Raw genomic sequence first — 17,532 nt, 5'->3', positions numbered from 1 at the left:
TCATCGGCCCCATCACTTCATCGGCACCCCGTCACGTCCCCGGCGGATGCTGTGGCCGCAGCCGCAGCGTCAGAATCTGGAACGGACGCAGGTCGACCGTCACGTCCGATGTCGGCCCTCCCTCCTCCTCGTGCAGCGGCCGCTCCAACAGGTCCGTGACGGTGGCCCGTTCGACGGCGAAGCCGGGGGAGACCGTGCCGTTGGCGCGACCGCCACGCGACTCGTACAGCCGCACCACCACATCCCCGCTGCGGTCCTCGGCCAGCTTGACCGACTCGACGGTGATCGCCGGGTGGTCGACGCGGATCAGCGGGGCGACGAGCGGCGCGGCGGCGGAGTGGCCGGACGGCGGCAGGGCGGCGGGCCGGAGCGGGAGATTGAGGGCCAGCCCCTCGGCGACCGCGTCGCCCACCTCGGCGCCCGGCAGCAGGGCGTAGGTGAAGCGGTGGGTGCCCTGGTCGGTCTCGGGGTCCGGGCTGTGCGGGGCGCGCAGCAGGGTGAGCCGTACGGTCGTGCCCAGCCCCTTCTCGTGCGGCGTGCGGGTGACGTCATGGCCGTAGGTCGAGTCGTTGAGCACGGCGATGCCGTAGCCCGGTTCGGCGACCCGCAGCCAGCGGTGCGCACAGATCTCGAAACGGGCCGCGTCCCAGCTGGTGTTGGTGTGCGTGGGGCGGTGCACATGACCGAACTGGATCTCGGAGGTGGACCGTTCGGCGTGTACGTCGAACGGGAAGGCGGCCTTGAGGACCTTCTCGGACTCGTGCCAGTCGATGTCGGTGGTGATGTCGAGCCGCCGCGAGCCGGCGCGCAGCGTCAGCTCCTGGGTGACGCGGGAAGCGCCGAACGCCCTGGTCACCCGCACTGTCGCGGACAGCGGCCCGGACGCGGACAGCTCGACGGACTCGGCGTCGGTCAGATCGGTGTGCCGGTTGCGGTAGTGCCGGTCGAGGTCCCAGGCGTCGTATTCGGTGGGGTGGTCGGGGTGCAGCTGGAGCAGATTGCCGCGCGCGCCCGGAGCCAGGACCTCCCGTCCGACATGCAGATCACGTACGGAGGAGAGCAGCCCGTCGGCGTCGACGCACACCCGCAGCAGGCCGTTGTCGAGGGTGAGGGTGCCGCCGTCGGCCTCCGACCGCAGGGGCGGGAGCACGGCGGCGTCCGCACGAGGCACGACGGCGGCCGCGCTGAGCGCGGGGACATGGACGGCGACGGCGCTGGGCCCACCCGTTCCTGTTCCCGGTTCCGCCCCTGCCGCCGGCCCCGTTCCCGTCTCCGCCGGCAGCTCGACGATCTCGTCCCGGTCGTACGGCGAGGCATTGCACACCGCGGGGAGCGCGGCCCCCGCTCCGTCCGACGCGCCCAGCGCCGCCAGCGCCTCGTCGATCAGCGCGGTCAGCTCCGCCTCCACCGCGGCATACGTGGCACGGGACTCGCGATGGACCCAGGCGATGGACGAGCCGGGCAGGATGTCGTGGAACTGATGCAGCAGAACGGTCTTCCAGAGGCGGTCCAGTGCGTCGTACGGGTAGGTGTACGACGCGCCGCCCGCTCGCACGGCGGCGGTCGTGGCCCACAACTCGGCCTCCCGTAGGAGGTGTTCGGACCTCCGGTTGCCCTGCTTCGTCTTCGCCTGCGAGGTGTACGTACCGCGGTGGAACTCCAGGTACAGCTCGCCCGACCAGACCGGCGCGGCGGCCCCGTACTCCTCGTGCGCCGACGCGAAGAACCGGGCCGGCGGCTCGATCTCCACCCGGGGCGAGCCCTCCAGGGAGCGCAGCCGGCGGGCCCGCTCCAGCATCTCCCGGGTCGGGCCGCCTCCGCCGTCGCCCCAGCCGAAGGGCACCAGGGAGCGGGTGGCGCGGCCCTTGTCGGCGAAGTTCCGTTCGGCGTGGGCGAGTTCGTGGGCGTGGAGCTGGGAGTTGTAGGTGTCGACCGGCGGGAAGTGGGTGAAGACGCGGGTGCCGTCGATGCCCTCCCACCAGAAGGTGTGGTGCGGCATCCGGTCGGTCTGGTTCCACGACAGCTTCTGGGTGAGGAACCACTTCGCCCCGGCCAGCCGCGCCAGCTGCGGGAACGCGGCGGTGTAGCCGAAGGAGTCCGGCAGCCAGATCTCCTCGGTCTCCACCCCCAGCTCCTCCAGGAAGAACCGTTTGCCGTGGAGGAGCTGCCGGGCCAGCGCCTCACCGCCGGGCATGTTGGCGTCCGACTCCACCCACATCGAGCCGACCGGCGCCCAGTTCCCCCGGCGGACCGCCTCCTTGATGCGTGCCCAGATGCGCGGCTGGTGCTCCTTGACCCAGGCGTACTGCTGTGCCTGCGAGCAGACGAAGACCAACTCCGGGTATTCGCCCGCCAGGTGGGTGACGTTGGCGAAGGTGCGGGACGCCTTGCGTACGGTTTCGCGCAGCGGCCACAGCCAGGCGGAGTCGATATGCGCATGTCCGGCGGCCGCGACGAGGTGGGCGCTGGCGTGGGCCGGGCGGCTCAGGACGTCCGCCAGCTCGGCCCGGCCCGCGGCCGCCGTGCCGCGGACGTCGTGCAGATCGAGGGCGTCCAGCATGTTCTCCAGGGAGCGCAGGATCTCGTGCCGGCGCGGGCGGTCGGCGGGCAGCTGGTACATCAGCTCCGACAGCACCTCGATGTCGAGGGTCAACTGCCAGACGGTCTCGTCGAGGACGGCGAGATCCGCGGACGCGAAGCGGTACAGCGGCTGCCGCGGGGCGGTCCGTACGTCGCCGAGATCGGTGGGGCGGAAGTCCCGCAGCACGGCCGGGTTCGCGGCGGCCTCCAGCAGCAGGCGTACCTCCTCACCACCCTGTGCCGGGGAGCCGATGGGGATGTGCCGGTTGCGTGGGTGGATGCCCTTGAGCGGCACCCCGTCGGTCTCGTAGACCAGGCCCTCCGCCTGGAAACCGGGCCCGTCGCCGCTGAAACCGGGGTTGATCACGGCCTCCACCCGGCGCCCGGCCCACTCCCGCGGCACCTCGCCCGCCAGCCGGAACCAGCTCGTCGACCATGGCGGCCCCCAGACGTCACCGGCCGTGAACGGCTCGTATGCGGCCTCCAATGCCTCCCGTACCGGCACCGGTTCTCCCGGCGCATGCCATACGGAGAGCCGGAGCGGCAGCCGTGCCGCGTACTGCGCGGGCCTGATGAACTGCCCCAGCGCCCGCTCCAGGCGCCCCTCCACCAGCAGTCGGTCGTCGTGCACAGCGGCTCCTCACGGTCGTAGGGGCGATCCGTCCTGTCCGGGGCGGTCACGGCAGGCATACCCGCTGGCGGCCGGGTCGGCCCACCGGGCACGCGGGCGGCGGAGCCGGGGCCGGGACGGGACGGGGCGCCCCGGATTATGGCCCGCGGGCCCAAGCATGGTGCCTGGTCCTATGGGCATGCTGAGCGTGAGGCTGTTCGACCGGGGGCCGACGATTCGTCCGGGGGCGGGGGAGAAGATGCGTCAGCCTGTGCGACGCGAGGAACGTGACAGACCAGAGACGGCGGCCGAGGGGAGCCGTAGGGGCGGGCTTGCCGCATGGCATCCACGGGTGCTGGAGCGCAAGGTACGGCCGGGTGATCTGCGGGCGGTCGGCGAGGTGCGCGGCGAGTTGCGCCAGCTGCTCGGCCGCTGGGCGGTGAGCGCCGATGCCGCCGCGACGGCGACCCTGCTGACCAGCGAGTTGGTCACCAATGCCCTGGTGCACGCGAAGGGCGGTGCGGTGGTCCGGGCCATGGTCACCGACCGGCTGCGGGTGGAGGTCCGGGACTTCGCCCCCCAGCGCCCCGAGCCGCGCACGCCGAGCGCTGACGGAACGTCCGGCAGGGGGCTGACGCTGGTGCGGTCATTAGCGGACGCGTGGGGCGTACGGTCCCACGCGGTGGGCAAGAGCGTGTGGTTCGAGCTGGGCGGCGGACCGGCCTGACGGTGACATTTTCTCGTGGGCGCAAAAAGCCGGGGGCGTCACGTCGGCGCGGTCCGCCGAGCGCTTTTCAGCCGAATTGCCGCTCGATCGCGGCGAGTTTCTCCTCCAGTGAGTCCAGGCGCGGAATCGTCTGGGTGTCGTCCTCGGCCGTGAGATCCACGGTCAGCCGGGGCTCGGCCGGGTAGCCGGTGATGCCGGGCTCAGCGCCGGTCACGGCCTTGAGGGCCGGGCGTGAGCGCACCGGCAGTTCTCCTGCGGTCAGCGATTCCCGTTCGCCGGCTATGGCGGAGTCCGGGCCGGCCACTTCCGCGGCCGCGGCCTGCGCCACCGTCAGCTGACGGCTGCCTCTGCTGATGCCCCAGGAGCGGTGCTGCCGGTTGATGGCTTTGATGCGAGCCCGGTCCAGCTTGCCCTCTTTGCGCCTGCGGTGGCGACGCTGGGACTTCGCCCGGCGCTCCTCGCGGACCTCCTCGACGGCCTCGTCGAGCGTCCGTACGCCCTCCAGCAGCATCAGCGACCAGGCCGCGAAGGTCTCGCGGGGAGCGCGCAGCCAGCGGACGACGCGGATCTGCGGCAGTGGGCGGGGCACCAGGCCCTGTTCGCGGAGCGCCGCCCGACGGGTCTGCTTCAGCGCCCGGTCGAAGAGGACCGCGGCCGACAGCGACATACCGGCGAAGAACTGCGGTGCGCCCGCGTGCTCCAGACCCCGGGGCGCGTGCACCCAGTTGAACCAGGCGGCGGCACCGGCGAACGTCCACACCAGCATGCGTGAGCCGAGCGCCGCGTCCCCGTGGCTGGCCTCGCGCACCGCGAGGACGGAGCAGAACATCGCGGCGCCGTCGAGCCCGAAGGGCACCAGGTACTCCCAGCCTCCGGTGAGGTTGAGGTTCTGGGTGCCGAAGCCGACCAGGCCGTGGAAGGAGAGCGCCGCGGCGACCGCCGCACAGCAGAAGAGCAGCACATACGAGGCCGAGGCGAAGAGGGTCTCTTTGCGGCGGCGGCGCTCCTCGCTGCGCTCCCAGGAGTCGTCACTGGCGGACCGGGTGGACCCGCGCTTGCCACGCAGCACCAGGGCCACGGCGGTCGAGCCGCCGGCGATCACCAGGGCTGCCGGAACCAGCCAATCCAGCGATATTTCGGTCATGATCATTCTTGGTCCCTTGCATCGCGTGGGCGGTTTCGCGCGACATCCTGGCGGAGGACGTCCCCCACACAGAGGGTTTCGGAGCAAGAGAACGCCAAGGGGGTGCCGGGCTGGCGGATATGTGACTGTCGCACCGAACGCCCTTGTGGGGGAGTCGAGTTGAGTTCGAATTAGTCCCCCGAAAGGGTTACGTGTGCTGTCAGGCGGTGGCGGTGAGACGGGTGATGCGGTCCGCGTCGCAGGTGCGCGGGCAGGTGACGCAGGTGTCCTCCGGGCGCAGTGTGTAGAACATGCAGCAGCTGGCCCGATCCCGGGTCGGCAGTGCCTCGCCGCCGGGTCCGGTGAGCTCACGGAACGCCGCGCTGCCCACGTACGGGGCGGTGGCACCCGGCAGCAACCGCTCCAATTCGGCCACCGCGCGCGGCTCTTCGCCGAGCAGATGGCCGAGGTACCAGAGGCCCTCGACGATCTCGTCGGACGCCATGCCCCACAGTGCGCGCGGGCCGCGCCGCATCCTGGTGCGGAAGCCGTCCAGTACGGGCCGCAGATGCTCGGCGACCGCGTCCCGCACCTCGGCGCGCAGCGCCTCCTCGTCCGGCACCACCCGGGCGTGGGGCAGCGCGGCGGCCGGATCGTCCGGCAGGCACGCGAACGAGCCGATGCGGACGGCCATCTGACCCAACTCCCGCTGGAAGGAGACGTCCTGTACCGGCAGCCGTGGAACCCGGCGGTGCAGGAACCAGGGGATGGTGATCAGCAGACAGGCCGGCCAGGCGTAGCGATGCAGCGCGAAGCCGGCGACGACGTCGGGGCGGGCGCGCTGTCCGTATTCCCGCAGGATCTGCTCGTCGTCCCAGGAGAGAAAGGTGTCCAGGGTCTCACCGCCGTCCGCCAGACCGGCCGCGCACACCCAGCCGTCGCCGCTCGGCGGCGCCGCGTGCCACTCGGACACCCGCAAGGCGGGAAACGCCTCGGAGAGCCGGGCATACGCACCGGCGAAGGGCTGGACGAGGGGCACGGCGGCGAGGGCACGGGTCATGGGGGAGACCACCGAATCGCGATCGTTAGCAGGTAAGCCTAACCTTATCCGGAGACTTTACCCGAACCCTCTCGGATGTGAACTGTTGCCAACGCCGCCTATGGTGCTGGGAACGTCAGAAGGAGCCGCAATGGAGCAGGGCGCAGTGGAACGGGAGCCGCGCACGCGGGCGCGGATGCCCGCGCGAGCCGGTTTCGCGACGCCGCACGGCCCCCGTGACCGTCCCGCGCCGCCGCCCCGCACCGGGGCCGCGGAGCCGCCGCCGGTGCCTCGGCAGCCGGCCCCGCGGCCACAGCGGCACTCGGTCCGCGGCCAGGTGTTGGCGGCGCTGCGCCAGGCGCTGCTCGGCGGCGAGCTGGCCCCCGGCGAGGTCTACTCCGCGCCCGCGCTCGCCGAGCGCTACGGCGTCTCCGCGACCCCCGTCCGCGAGGCCATGCAGCAGCTCGCGGGCGAGGGCGCCGTCGAGGTCGTGCCCAACCGCGGCTTCCGGGTCTGCGAGCGCAGCTCCCGCGACCTCGCCGAGCTGGCCGAAGTACGCGCCATGCTGGAGGTGCCCGCCATCATCCGGCTGGCCAGGGCGGTGCCGCCGGCGCGCTGGGAGGAGCTGCGCCCGCTCGCCGCCGAGGGCGTCGCGGCCGCCGCACGCGGAGACCGCGTCCGCTACGCCGAGGCGGACCACGCCTTCCACCACGCGGTGATCTCGCTCACCGGGAATCGTCGGCTCACCGAGGTCGCCGACGATCTGCTGCGTCGCGCCCAGTGGCCGGCGAGCGGGGGCCCCCGGCTGCGGACCGCCGAGCTGCTGGCCGACGCCTCCGAGCACACGGCGCTGCTCGATGCCCTGATCTCCCAGGAGTACGCGGTCGTCGAGCGCATCGCGCGCGATCATCTCTCGGTGGCGCGCCACCCGCACTGACCGGTCGGTCGTGGGCGCTGACCGGTCGGCGGTCGTGGACGCGGCGGCTGCCGGCTCGGCGGCGGCCATCCGGCCGCACCGGACCCGCGCGGCTCAGTCGGGCAGCAGCTCCGGCAGCGGCAGCGCCGCGGCATCGGCGGCGGGCCGGGAGAGATACAGCTCGGCGTGGTAGAAGCCGTCCGATTCCTTGCCCTCGGGGGACAGCCCGCGGGCGGTCAGCGCGGTGAACGCCCCCCGCCGCTCGTCGGCGTCGGCGAACCGCCGCTGCCGGAAGGTGCGGGTGGCGAGCTTCTCCGTCACCAGGCCCGCGCGGGCGAGCAGCGCGGACACCGGCTGGTAGGACACCTCCCGCAGGACGAACGCCGCGACCCAGGGCGGTGTCGACATGCAGTCGACGAGCCGGCCGAAGGTGCGCTCGGTGATGTAGCCGACGCCGCCCGTGACGGTGATCAGGTCGGTGCCGGCCAGCGCCTTCCGCAGCGCCGGGCTCACCTCGTCGCACTCCAGGTTCTCGGCGAAGCCGTGGTCGAGCAGACCGACCGTCTGTGCGTAGTCGACCGCGTTCTTCGCGGCGTCGAGGCCGATCACCCGGGCCGCTCCGGGGAGACGCCGGGTGGCGAAGAATGTACGGTCCTCGTGGGCGAGCTGCTCCGTTTGGGACGCGCCGGGGTCGGCCGCCGTGTACCGGCGGTAGAGATCGCCGAGGTCCAGCCGGTGGTTGAGCAGTGCCGCGTTGACCCCGTATGAGCAGCAGAGGTCGACGACATTGAGTGGCGTACGGTTCGGCCGGCGGCGCCGCAGCACCTCGGCCACGGCGCGGAACACCGCTTGGCCGTGGTGCGGAATCTGATACTCCAGGGGTTGCAGTGTGGTGAAGTACCGACGGGGATCAGGGCAGTTGTAGATCGCCTCGAAATCCGCCTTGCCCCAGTCGGATCCAGCGGTTGTATTGATTGCTCCTGCTGCCACGGATGGGCCTCCTGAAAGGCTGCCAGAGAGTGGGCGTGCGCTGGTTCCGGACCAGCATCCAGGCCCCGCCACCGCCTTACAGTGCGACTTGCGGCCATTCTCGGGGCGTGTGGGACGCGGGGTGGCACACTGGTCCCGCGTCATTCCCCGATCTTCTCACCTCGTCTTTCACTCCGCTCGTCGTCGCGTCGCGGAGCCTGTTCGGGCCGGGCCGCCGGGCCCCGGACGGCCGGATTCCGCCTGATGGGGTCGGTCCCCGCGGCGATCCGGCGGGACGTCGGAGCCGGGCCCGGCGGCCCGCCCCCGGCGCCGCCGCGGCCCGGCCGAGGCACCGGCGACTGCATACAGTTTCGGCCAATCCTTGCCGGGGCGGGCATGGCCGACGACGAGGGGTTGACGGGACGGCGCCGGGTATTGCGTCGCGCCCCCTACACGCTTCCTGCGTGATCTTCACCAGGTTCCTCCGCAACCCCTGCACGGCCCGGACGCGCTTCCCCGGGGCGTCGCGTGGCGCGCGTCCCGACCCGTGCGTGCTACGCCCCCTGCGCGCTACGACCCGTGCGCGCTATGGAGCCGGCGGGAGATGTTCCGCCAACCAGGTGGGCACACCGCCCATGAGGCGCAACAGCCGGGCGGCCTCCGTACGCAGCCGCTCGGCCTCGCCGTCCGGGGCGGCGTCGGCCAGGGCCGCGAGCGCCGGCGCCGTACCGACGAGGAAGCCCAGCTCCTCGCGGATCCGCAGGGACTCGGCGAAACCGTGCCGGGCCTCCGCCAACTCCCCTTCACGCAGGGCGAGTCCGGCCAGATGGCGCCAGGTGAAGGACAGCAGCAGGGTGTCGCCCTGGACGGTGGCGCCCGCATGCGCGCGACGGTAGGCGGCGCGCGCCGCGTCCGGGCTGTCGGCGATGTGCTCGGCCATCAGCCCGCGCCGGAAGTCCAGCAGCGGGCGGCCGGGCGACGCCGGGGCGAGCAGCGCGGCGGCCCGGCCGAGCGCCGAGCGTGCCTCGTCGGCCCGGTCGCGGACGCCCAAGACCGTGGCGGCGTACGCCAGATGACCGCGCTCACAGGCCGCGCCGCCCCGTTCGTCGTCGTCGCCCGCCAGCGCTTCGGCGCTGCGCAGCGCGTCCTCGGCCTCGGCCCACCCGGTGGCCGTGAACATACAGCGCTCCACCAGGAGGGCCGCGCGACGCAGCGCGGAGGGGGCGTGATGGGCGGAGTGGGGCTCCAGCAGCGCGGCCGCGTCGGCCCAGCAGCCGCGGGACCGCAGCCGCCAAACGGCGCGGTCGAGGGGGTTGTCCCCCTCGACCGCTCTGGATGCCGGAACCACCGGTGCGGGTGCCGGTGCGGGTGCCGGTCCGGGCACCGCTACCGATGCCGGTCCTGACGTGGATCCCGGTTGTGATCCGGAGTCCGATCCGGATGTCGATCCGGGTTCTGATCCCGATTCCGCGGACCTGATGGAATCCGCGGAATCCGCGGATCCTGACATGGCGGTGTCCGCCACATTGCCCTCCCCGAGCGCGCCATTGAGCTGGAACTGGATGCAGTGGGCGAATCTCAGCACGAATTCCGTGGTGCGGCCAAGGGGGTGGGTGAATGATTTCACAATCGCCAACAGGGCCTGTGTGCAAGGGAAAGCGGCCCTGATCGGCCATGCTGCGGCACGGCCGGGTCGCCGGCCGCCGTAACGGTGTTGACGCGATGACGCCCGATCGAGTTACTGCCCGACGGACGGGTGCGGGTTCGCCGGGCGCCGCATCGGTGCCCCTTAAGGCCCACCCCTTAGGGGCCCGTCCACCCGACCCCACCGTCATCCCCGCCCCGGCCACAAGACCCGCCCCGCCTCGCTGGAGGGATTCCACAGCTCGCGGAGCACCCCGAGCGGCCGCCTTCCACCGCCCGGCCGCCCGCCCCGTCAGCTCATCCGCAGCGCCAGGAAGAAGTCGAGCTTGTCCTCCAGGCGGGACAGATCGCGGCCGGTGAGCTGCTCAATGCGCCCCACCCGGTAGCGGAGGGTGTTCACATGCAGGTGGAGGCGGCCGGCACAGCGGGTCCACGACCCGTCGCAGTCCAGGAACGTCTCCAGGGTGGGGATCAGCTCGGCGCGGTGCTTGCGGTCGTACTCGCGCAGCGGGTCCAGGAGCCGGGCGGTGAAGGCCCGGCGGACGTCGTCCGGGACGAAGGGCAGGAGGAGGACGTGGGAGGCCAGCTCCTCGTGTCCGGCGGCGCAGACCCGGCCGGGCCGGGCGGCGGCGACCCGGCGGGCGTGCCGGGCCTCCTCCAGCGCACCGCGCAGCCCGTCCGCCGAATGCACCGAGGCGCTGACGCCGACCGTCAGCCGGCCGTCGTCCGCCAGGCCGCGGCCCAGCGGTTCCTGGATGGCGGTGAGCAGATCGTCGGCGTGCAGACCGGGTGCCCCGGTGTCACCGGACTCGTCCGGGACGGCGGGCAGCGGCACCAGCGCCACCGCCTCGTCCCCGGTGTGCGCCACGGCGATCCGGTCCGAGGGCTCCGGGCCGAACGTGCCGGGATCGACCAGCACCTCCTCCAGGAGGGACTGCGCCACCGGGCCGCCGGGGACGTCGCCGTCCGCCCACTCGACCCGGGCCACCACGATCTGCCAGTGCGGGGCGGTGCCGAGGCCGGGCAGCAGCACCGGGGCCGCCACCCGCAGCCGGGCCGCGATCTCGGCGGGCGGCGCGCCGGTCTGGACGAGCTCCAGCACCTCCTGGGCCAGCCGCCGGCGGACGGTACGCGCGGCATCGCGCCGGTCGCGTTCCACGGCGATCAGCTGGGTGACGCCGTTCAGCAGGTCGAGGCGCTCCTCGGACCAGTCACCGGCGTCCGCCTCGACGGCCAGCAGCCAGTCCGACAGCACCGTCTCGCGCAGATCGCGGCCGTCGTTGCGGATGGGGAACAGCGAGTACGTGGTGGTCCCCGGCCCGCCACCCGACCGCCGCCCCTCATCGAGGCGCTGCGCGCCGTCCTCCTCGATCGTGACGCGGTGCGGGCCGCGGCGGCCGGTGCGGGCGGCGGCCAGATGCTCGCCCGCGAGCCGGGCGCCCAGCTCGCCGGGCAGCTCGGGCCCGGAGTCCGCCAGCGTCGAACCGGCGATCTGCCGTCCGGTGGGGGAGAGCACCCAGGCCCGCAGGTCCAGGTCGGAGCCCAGCAGGTCCAGTACCACCTCCGGGCCGCCGCCGGCCGGGCCCGACGTCATCAGCCGCCGGTGCCGGTCCACCACGGCGGCCAGATCACCGGCCCGTTCGCTGGAGACCTGGCGGACGACATGCTCGGTGATGGAGGCGAACGAGACGTCCTCGACGACCGAGAACAGCGGCAGCCGGTGCCGTGCGCAGGCCACCACGAGATCGTCCGGGATGGCGCCCAGCTCGGCCTCGCCCGCCGCGAGCCCGGCGACCCCGGCGCCGGCCAGGATGCGGACGAACCGCTCGGAGTCCTCCGGCTCCCGCCGCCAGGCCAGACCGGTCAGCACCAGCTCGCCGCCGGACAGGTACCGGCTGGGGTCGCGCAGGTCGGTGGTCATCACCCCGCGTACGGTGCGGTCCAGCTCTTCCTCGCCCCCGAGAAGCCGCAGCCCGAGGGTGGTCGTTTCCAGGAGTGCGCGGAGCCGCATGTCCTCGCCCGCCGTTCTTTGCCGTCTGGTGTTGCCGGTGGAATGCCGCGAGGTTTCGGAGCCTCGTCTTTCGTTCGAATCTACAAGACGGGTCCTTTGGCCAGCCAACCGCTTCATGGTTTCGGTGACTGCACCGGGCGGGTTGTGGGCGCGTTCACTGAAGCCAAGCTCGTTAACGAGACATGAACGGCTCGATGGCGACGAGGGCCAAAGGTCCTCACCATGAGCAGCGAACGCCCCGATCTTCGTAGAAGAGGCCACCCATGGACTTCCTTCGCCCCGCCAGCTGGGAGGAGGCGCTCGCCGCTAAGGCCGAGCACCCCACCGCTGTGCCCATCGCGGGCGGCACGGACGTGATGGTCGAGATCAACTTCGACCACCGCCGCCCCGAGTACCTGCTCGATCTGAACCGTATCGGTGACCTGAGCGAGTGGGAGGTCGGGGAGAAGACCGTACGTCTTGGCGCCTCCGTGTCCTACACCAACATCATGGAGAATCTGCGGACCGAGCTGCCCGGTCTGGCGCTCGCCTCGCACACCGTAGCGTCCCCGCAGATCCGCAACCGCGGCGGCGTCGGCGGCAACCTCGGCACCGCCTCCCCGGCCGGTGACGCGCACCCCGCGCTGCTCGCCTCCGGAGGTGAGGTCGAGGTCGAGTCGGTACGCGGGGGCATCCGAATGATCCCGATCGACGGGTTCTATGTCGGCGTCAAGCGTCACGCGATGGCGCCCGACGAGCTGATCCGCGCGGTGCATCTGCCGAAGGCCGACGGGCCGCAGCAGTTCTCCAAGGTCGGCACCCGCAACGCCATGGTCATCGCGGTGTGCGCCTTCGGGATCGCGCTGCACCCCGAGACCCGGACCGTACGCACCGGCATCGGCTCCGCCGCGCCCACCCCCGTACGGGCCCGTGAGGCCGAGGACTTCCTCACCGCGGCGCTGGCGGAGGGCGGTTTCTGGGAGTCCGGCGCCCCCATACCCCCGTCCGTGGCGAAGCAGTTCGCGCAGCTCGCCACCGGCGCATGCAACCCCATCCACGATGTGCGCGGCAGCGCCAAGTACCGCCGGCACGCGGTCGGCATCATGGCGCGTCGCACCCTCGGCTGGACCTGGGAGTCCTACCGCGGCAATGAGAGGAGCGCACAGTGCGCGTGAACTTCACCGTCAACGGCCGTGAGCAGACGGCCGACGACGTCTGGGAAGGCGAGAGCCTGCTGTACGTCCTCCGCGAGCGGATGGGCCTGCCGGGCTCCAAGAACGCCTGCGAGCAGGGCGAATGCGGTTCCTGCACGGTCCGTCTGGACGGTGTGCCGGTCTGCTCCTGCCTGGTCGCCGCCGGCCAGGTCGAGGGCCGCGAGGTGGTCACCGTCGAGGGACTCGCGGACTACGCCAAGCAGCGCGCCGAGCACGGCGGTTGTGGCACAGGGGCCTGCGGGACGGGCCTGGACGACGCGAAGCGCTGGGAAGCCCGGCCTGCGGATTCACAAACCGGTGAAACCGGCACCCTCCCGCATGCGACGCTCTCGCCGATCCAGCAGGCGTTCATCGACGCCGGCGCGGTGCAGTGCGGCTTCTGCACCCCGGGCCTGCTGGTCGCCGCCGACGAACTGCTGGAGCGCAACACCTCCCCGTCGGACGCCGATATCCGTGAGGCGTTGTCGGGCAACCTGTGCCGCTGCACGGGCTACGAGAAGATCCTCGACGCGGTCCGGCTGGCGGCCGCCCGCGGCGAGCAGCAGACCGCTGGAACGGGGGCCTGACCGGTATGGGAGTCACTCGTACACCCACCAACCTCACGCAGGGCGGCAAGACCAAGGCCGGTATCGGTGAGTCGACGCTGCGGCCCGACGGCACCCTCAAGGTGACCGGCGAGTTCGCGTACTCCTCGGACATGTGGCACGAGGACATGCTGTGGGGCTTCACGCTCCGCTCCACCGTCGCGCACGCCGAGATCGTCTCGATCGACATCGCCGAGGCGCTGGCCACCGCCGGTGTCCACGCCGTCCTCACCTACGACGACCTGCCCACCGGGGTGAAGAACTACGGCCTGGAGATCGAGGACACCCCGGTTCTCGCGCACGGCAAGGTCCGCCACCACGGCGAGCCGGTGGCCCTGGTCGCCGCCGACCACCCGGAGACCGCCCGCCGCGCGGCCGCCAAGATCAAGATCGAGTACCGGGAACTCCCGGTCATCACGGACGAGGCGTCCGCGCTCGCCCAGGACGCGGTCCTGGTCCACGAGAACCGCGACGACCACCACTCCGGCCATGTCCCGCACCCGAACATCGTGCACCGCCAGCCGATCGTCCGCGGCAACGCCGACGAGGCCGCCGAGCAGGCCGATGTCATCGTCTCCGGCGAGTATGTCTTCGGCATGCAGGACCAGGCGTTCCTCGGCCCGGAGTCCGGCCTCGCGGTGCCCGGCGAGGACGGCGGCGTCGATCTGTACGTCGCCACCCAGTGGCTGCACTCCGACCTCCGCCAGATCGCCCCGGTCCTCGGCCTGCCCGAGGAGAAGGTGCGGATGACGCTCTCCGGCGTCGGCGGCGCGTTCGGCGGTCGCGAGGACCTGTCGATGCAGATCCACGCCTGCCTCCTGGCGCTGCGCACCGGCAAGCCCGTCAAGATCGTCTACAACCGGTTCGAGTCCTTCTTCGGGCACGTCCACCGGCACCCGGCGAAGCTCTGGTACGAGCACGGCGCCACCAAGGACGGCAAGCTCACGCACATGAAGTGCCGCATCGTCCTGGACGGCGGGGCCTACGCGTCGGCCTCCCCGGCGGTCGTCGGCAACGCCTCCTCCCTCTCCGTCGGCCCGTACGTCGTCGACGACGTCGACATCGAGGCCCTCGCCCTCTACACCAACAACCCGCCCTGCGGCGCGATGCGCGGCTTCGGCGCGGTCCAGGCGTGCTTCGCCTACGAGGCGCAGATGGACAAGCTCGCCGCGAAACTGGGCCTGGACCCGGTGGAGTTCCGGCAGCTCAACGCCATGGAACAGGGCACGGTCATGCCGACCGGGCAGCCGGTCGACTCCCCGGCCCCGGTCGCCGAACTGCTCCGCCGCGTCAAGGCGATGCCGCTGCCGCCGGAGCAGCAGTGGCTCGCGGCCGGTGAAGGCGCCGACGTCCGCGCGCTGCCCGGCGGTCTGTCCAACACCACCCACGGCGAAGGCGTGGTCCGCGGTATCGGCTACGCCGTCGGCATCAAGAACGTCGGCTTCTCCGAGGGCTTCGACGACTACTCCACCGCCCGGGTGCGGATGGAGGTCGTCGCCGGCGAGCCGGTCGCCACCGTGCACACCGCGATGGCGGAGGTCGGCCAGGGTGGTGTCACCGTCCACGCCCAGATCGCCCGTACGGAGCTGGGTGTCCAGCAGGTCACCATCCAGCCGGCCGACACCCAGGTCGGCTCGGCCGGCTCCACCTCCGCATCCCGGCAGACGTACGTCACCGGCGGCGCCGTCAAGAACTCCTGCGAGCTCGTCCGCGAGAAGGTCCTGGAGCTGGGCCGCCGCAAGTTCGGCAGCTACCACCCGGCCTGGGCCACCGCCGAGCTGCTCCTGGAGGGCGGCAAGGTCGTCACCGACGGCGGCGAGGTCCTCGCCGACCTGGTGGACGTCCTGGAGGACGAGGCGATCGAGATCGAGGCCGAGTGGCGGCACCGCCCCACCGAGGCGTTCGACCTGAAGACCGGTCAGGGCAACGGCCACGTCCAGTACTCCTTCGCCGCGCACCGTGCGGTGGTGGAGGTGGACACCGAACTCGGCCTGGTCAAGGTCATCGAGCTGGCCTGCGCCCAGGACGTCGGCAAGGCCCTCAACCCGCTCTCCGTCGTCGGCCAGATCCAGGGCGGTACCACCCAGGGCCTGGGCGTGGCGGTCATGGAGGAGATCGTCGTCGACCCCAAGACCGCGAAGGTGCGCAACCCCTCCTTCACGGACTACCTCATCCCCACGATCCTCGACACCCCGACCATCCCGGTCGACGTGCTCGAACTCGCCGACGACCACGCCCCGTACGGGCTGCGCGGCATCGGTGAGGCCCCGACCCTCTCGTCGACTCCGGCCGTCCTCGCGGCGATCCGGAACGCGACCGGGCTGGAGCTCGACAAGACACCGGTACGCCCCGAGCACCTCACCGGCACCTGACCGAATCCCCTGGGGGCAACCCCCGGAACTCCGGGGCCCGCCCAGCCCCGGACAACCCCCCGAACCTCCGGGCGGCGCGCGATAGGGGTGTCCCTGTCCGTCCTCCTCCGCGCACCGCCCGGAGCCCACGTAGCAACACCGCAGTCGCTGCCCGGCGTACCACGTTGGCAGTACCCACGTTCGTCTCGGGCCGTCCCCCGGGTCGTGCAGCCGAAGATCCATCCCAAATCTCGCACCCCCCTCGCGAGTGTCCCTATGAACCTTGGGAGTCAGGCACCATGACCCAGCAGTCCACAGAGCCGCAGACCACGGCGGAAGACGCGGGCGAGGGCACGCGTCAGCCCGCCGGCCGGTCCTGGCTCGACCGGTACTTCCACATATCCGACAGAGGATCGACGATCTCCCGCGAGATCCGCGGCGGCATCACCACCTTCATGGCGATGGCGTACATCCTCCTCCTCAACCCGATTCTTCTGGGCGGGCCGGACGCCAGCGGACACACGCTGAGCCCGACCGCAGTGATCACCGCGACCGCAATCGCCGCCGCCTTCACCACCCTCCTGATGGGTTTCGTCGGCAAGGTACCGCTGGCTCTGGCAGCCGGACTCAATGTCTCGGCGGTTCTCGCCGGTCAGGTGATCAAGGACCTGACCTGGCCGCAGGCCATGGGTCTGTGCGTGATGTACGGCGTCGTGATCATGCTGCTGGTGGTCACCGGGCTCCGCGAGCTCATCATGAACGCCATCCCGCTGCCGCTGAAGCACGGCATCACGATGGGCATCGGCCTGTTCGTCGCGCTGATCGGCCTGGTCAAGGCAGGCTTCGTCGGCAAGGGCCCGGAGCACGGTCCGCCGGTCGCGCTGGGTCTCGACGGCACGCTCCAGGGCTGGCCCGTCCTGTTCTTCGCCATCACCCTGCTGCTCATCTTCATGCTGCAGGCCCGCAACGTCCCCGGCGCGATCCTCATCGGCATCACCGCCGGCACGGTCCTCGCCGTGGCGGCCAACGCCATCGGCGTCACCAACGTCAAGGACTGGGGCGGCGCCCCTCCGGAGCTGCCCGGCAACCCGGTGTCCAGCCCGGACTTCGGCCTCTTCGGCGCCGTCGAGTTCGGCGGCTGGGAGCAGATCGGCGCCCTGGGCGTGGGCATGCTCGTCTTCACCCTGGTGCTGGCCGGCTTCTTCGACGCCATGGCCACCATCATCGGTGTCGGCACCGAGGCCAAGCTGGCCGACTCCCAGGGCCGGATGCCCGGACTGAGCAAGGCACTGTTCGTCGACGGCGCGGGCGGTGCGGTCGGCGGTGTCACCGGTTCCTCCGGGCAGACCGTCTTCATCGAGTCGGCCACCGGCGTCGGCGAGGGCGCCCGTACGGGCCTGGCCAGCATCGTCACGGGCGGATTCTTCGCACTGTGTCTGTTCTTCACCCCGGTGACGCAGATCGTGCCGGCGCCGGTGGCCTCCGCCGCCCTCGTCGTCATCGGCGCGATGATGATGAGCGCCGCCAACCACGTCGACTGGCGCGACCGTTCGGTGGCCATCCCGGTCTTCCTGACCGTGGCCCTGATGCCGTTCACCTACAACATCACCGCCGGTGTCGGCGCGGGTGTCATCGCCTACGCCGCCATCAAGTCGGCCCAGGGCAAGTGGCGTGAGGTCGGTGCCTTCATGTGGGTGCTGACCGGCATCTTCACCGTCTACTTCGCCCTGCACCCGATCGAGCAGCTGCTGGGCCTGAGGTAGCGAGACCGCCCGCTCCCCTCCC

12 protein-coding genes are annotated in these 17,532 nt (G+C 71.8%); 6 read left to right on the top strand and 6 right to left on the bottom strand.

The window, feature by feature from the left end:
* Nucleotides 1-31 precede the first annotated feature (31 nt).
* The gene (locus tag K9S39_RS11620) at nucleotides 32-3,211 is read right to left on the bottom strand and encodes an alpha-mannosidase (protein WP_248863273.1); all 3,180 of its coding nucleotides are present in this window, start codon (nucleotides 3,209-3,211) and stop codon (nucleotides 32-34) included.
* Between the two features lie 334 nt (nucleotides 3,212-3,545).
* Here K9S39_RS11620 and K9S39_RS11615 point away from each other — a divergent pair, with 334 nt between their 5' ends.
* Nucleotides 3,546-3,917 (top strand): ATP-binding protein, encoded by a 372-nt coding sequence (locus K9S39_RS11615; RefSeq protein WP_248868693.1) that lies wholly within the window; start codon nucleotides 3,546-3,548, stop codon nucleotides 3,915-3,917.
* Between the two features lie 67 nt (nucleotides 3,918-3,984).
* Here K9S39_RS11615 and K9S39_RS11610 read toward each other — a convergent pair whose 3' ends face one another.
* Nucleotides 3,985-5,067, bottom strand: a complete 1,083-nt coding sequence (locus K9S39_RS11610; RefSeq protein WP_248863272.1) for a DUF2637 domain-containing protein — start codon at nucleotides 5,065-5,067, stop codon at nucleotides 3,985-3,987.
* A 193-nt stretch (nucleotides 5,068-5,260) separates the two neighbouring features.
* The gene (locus K9S39_RS11605) at nucleotides 5,261-6,100 is read right to left on the bottom strand and encodes a (2Fe-2S)-binding protein (RefSeq protein WP_248863271.1); all 840 of its coding nucleotides are present in this window, start codon (nucleotides 6,098-6,100) and stop codon (nucleotides 5,261-5,263) included.
* A gap of 130 nt (nucleotides 6,101-6,230) precedes the next feature.
* On the opposite strand from K9S39_RS11605, the gene K9S39_RS11600 reads away from it, so the two are divergent.
* Nucleotides 6,231-7,016, top strand: coding sequence for a GntR family transcriptional regulator (locus tag K9S39_RS11600; RefSeq protein WP_248863270.1), 786 nt, complete (start codon nucleotides 6,231-6,233; stop codon nucleotides 7,014-7,016).
* 93 nt (nucleotides 7,017-7,109) lie between these two features.
* Here K9S39_RS11600 and K9S39_RS11595 read toward each other — a convergent pair whose 3' ends face one another.
* The 3 genes from K9S39_RS11595 to K9S39_RS11585 form a co-directional block, all read right to left on the bottom strand.
* On the bottom strand, nucleotides 7,110-7,985 hold the full coding sequence (locus K9S39_RS11595; protein WP_248863269.1) for a hypothetical protein: 876 nt from the start codon (nucleotides 7,983-7,985) through the stop codon (nucleotides 7,110-7,112).
* 565 nt (nucleotides 7,986-8,550) lie between these two features.
* Nucleotides 8,551-9,489: a hypothetical protein gene (locus tag K9S39_RS11590; protein ID WP_248868692.1), complete on the bottom strand. Its 939-nt coding sequence runs from the start codon at nucleotides 9,487-9,489 to the stop codon at nucleotides 8,551-8,553.
* A 411-nt stretch (nucleotides 9,490-9,900) separates the two neighbouring features.
* Nucleotides 9,901-11,619: a PucR family transcriptional regulator gene (locus K9S39_RS11585; protein WP_248863268.1), complete on the bottom strand. Its 1,719-nt coding sequence runs from the start codon at nucleotides 11,617-11,619 to the stop codon at nucleotides 9,901-9,903.
* Nucleotides 11,620-11,882: 263 nt separating this feature from the next.
* Between K9S39_RS11585 and K9S39_RS11580 the strand changes: the two genes are divergently transcribed.
* The 4 genes from K9S39_RS11580 (at nucleotide 11,883) to K9S39_RS11565 (ending at nucleotide 17,510) form a co-directional block, all read left to right on the top strand.
* Nucleotides 11,883-12,773, top strand: coding sequence for an FAD binding domain-containing protein (locus K9S39_RS11580; RefSeq protein WP_248863267.1), 891 nt, complete (start codon nucleotides 11,883-11,885; stop codon nucleotides 12,771-12,773).
* Entirely contained in the window at nucleotides 12,764-13,378 is a 615-nt protein-coding gene (locus tag K9S39_RS11575) for a (2Fe-2S)-binding protein (RefSeq protein WP_248863266.1), read from the top strand. Before K9S39_RS11580 ends, K9S39_RS11575 begins: the two co-directional genes overlap by 10 nt.
* A 5-nt stretch (nucleotides 13,379-13,383) precedes the next feature.
* Nucleotides 13,384-15,768 carry a xanthine dehydrogenase family protein molybdopterin-binding subunit gene (locus tag K9S39_RS11570; protein ID WP_248863265.1) on the top strand — a complete coding sequence of 795 codons (2,385 nt, stop codon included), beginning with the start codon at nucleotides 13,384-13,386 and terminating at the stop codon, nucleotides 15,766-15,768.
* 278 nt (nucleotides 15,769-16,046) lie between these two features.
* On the top strand, nucleotides 16,047-17,510 hold the full coding sequence (locus K9S39_RS11565) for an NCS2 family permease (RefSeq protein WP_248863264.1): 1,464 nt from the start codon (nucleotides 16,047-16,049) through the stop codon (nucleotides 17,508-17,510).
* Nucleotides 17,511-17,532 lie beyond the last annotated feature (22 nt).

Source organism: Streptomyces halobius (genome assembly GCF_023277745.1).
Lineage (GTDB): Bacteria > Actinomycetota > Actinomycetes > Streptomycetales > Streptomycetaceae > Streptomyces > Streptomyces halobius.
Note: the sequence above shows the minus strand (reverse complement) of the source record. Positions and strands in the feature narration are given on the sequence as shown.

Bases quoted from the DNA above. Each gene is read 5' to 3' on its own strand.
- K9S39_RS11610 (WP_248863272.1), bottom strand. From the start codon at position 5,067: ATGATCATGACCGAAATATCGCTGGATTGGCTGGTTCCGGCAGCCCTG.
- K9S39_RS11605 (WP_248863271.1), bottom strand. From the start codon at position 6,100: ATGACCCGTGCCCTCGCCGCCGTGCCCCTCGTCCAGCCCTTCGCCGGT.
- K9S39_RS11600 (WP_248863270.1), top strand. From the start codon at position 6,231: ATGGAGCAGGGCGCAGTGGAACGGGAGCCGCGCACGCGGGCGCGGATG.
- K9S39_RS11585 (WP_248863268.1), bottom strand. From the start codon at position 11,619: ATGCGGCTCCGCGCACTCCTGGAAACGACCACCCTCGGGCTGCGGCTT.
- K9S39_RS11580 (WP_248863267.1), top strand. From the start codon at position 11,883: ATGGACTTCCTTCGCCCCGCCAGCTGGGAGGAGGCGCTCGCCGCTAAG.
- K9S39_RS11570 (WP_248863265.1), top strand. From the start codon at position 13,384: ATGGGAGTCACTCGTACACCCACCAACCTCACGCAGGGCGGCAAGACC.
- K9S39_RS11565 (WP_248863264.1), top strand. From the start codon at position 16,047: ATGACCCAGCAGTCCACAGAGCCGCAGACCACGGCGGAAGACGCGGGC.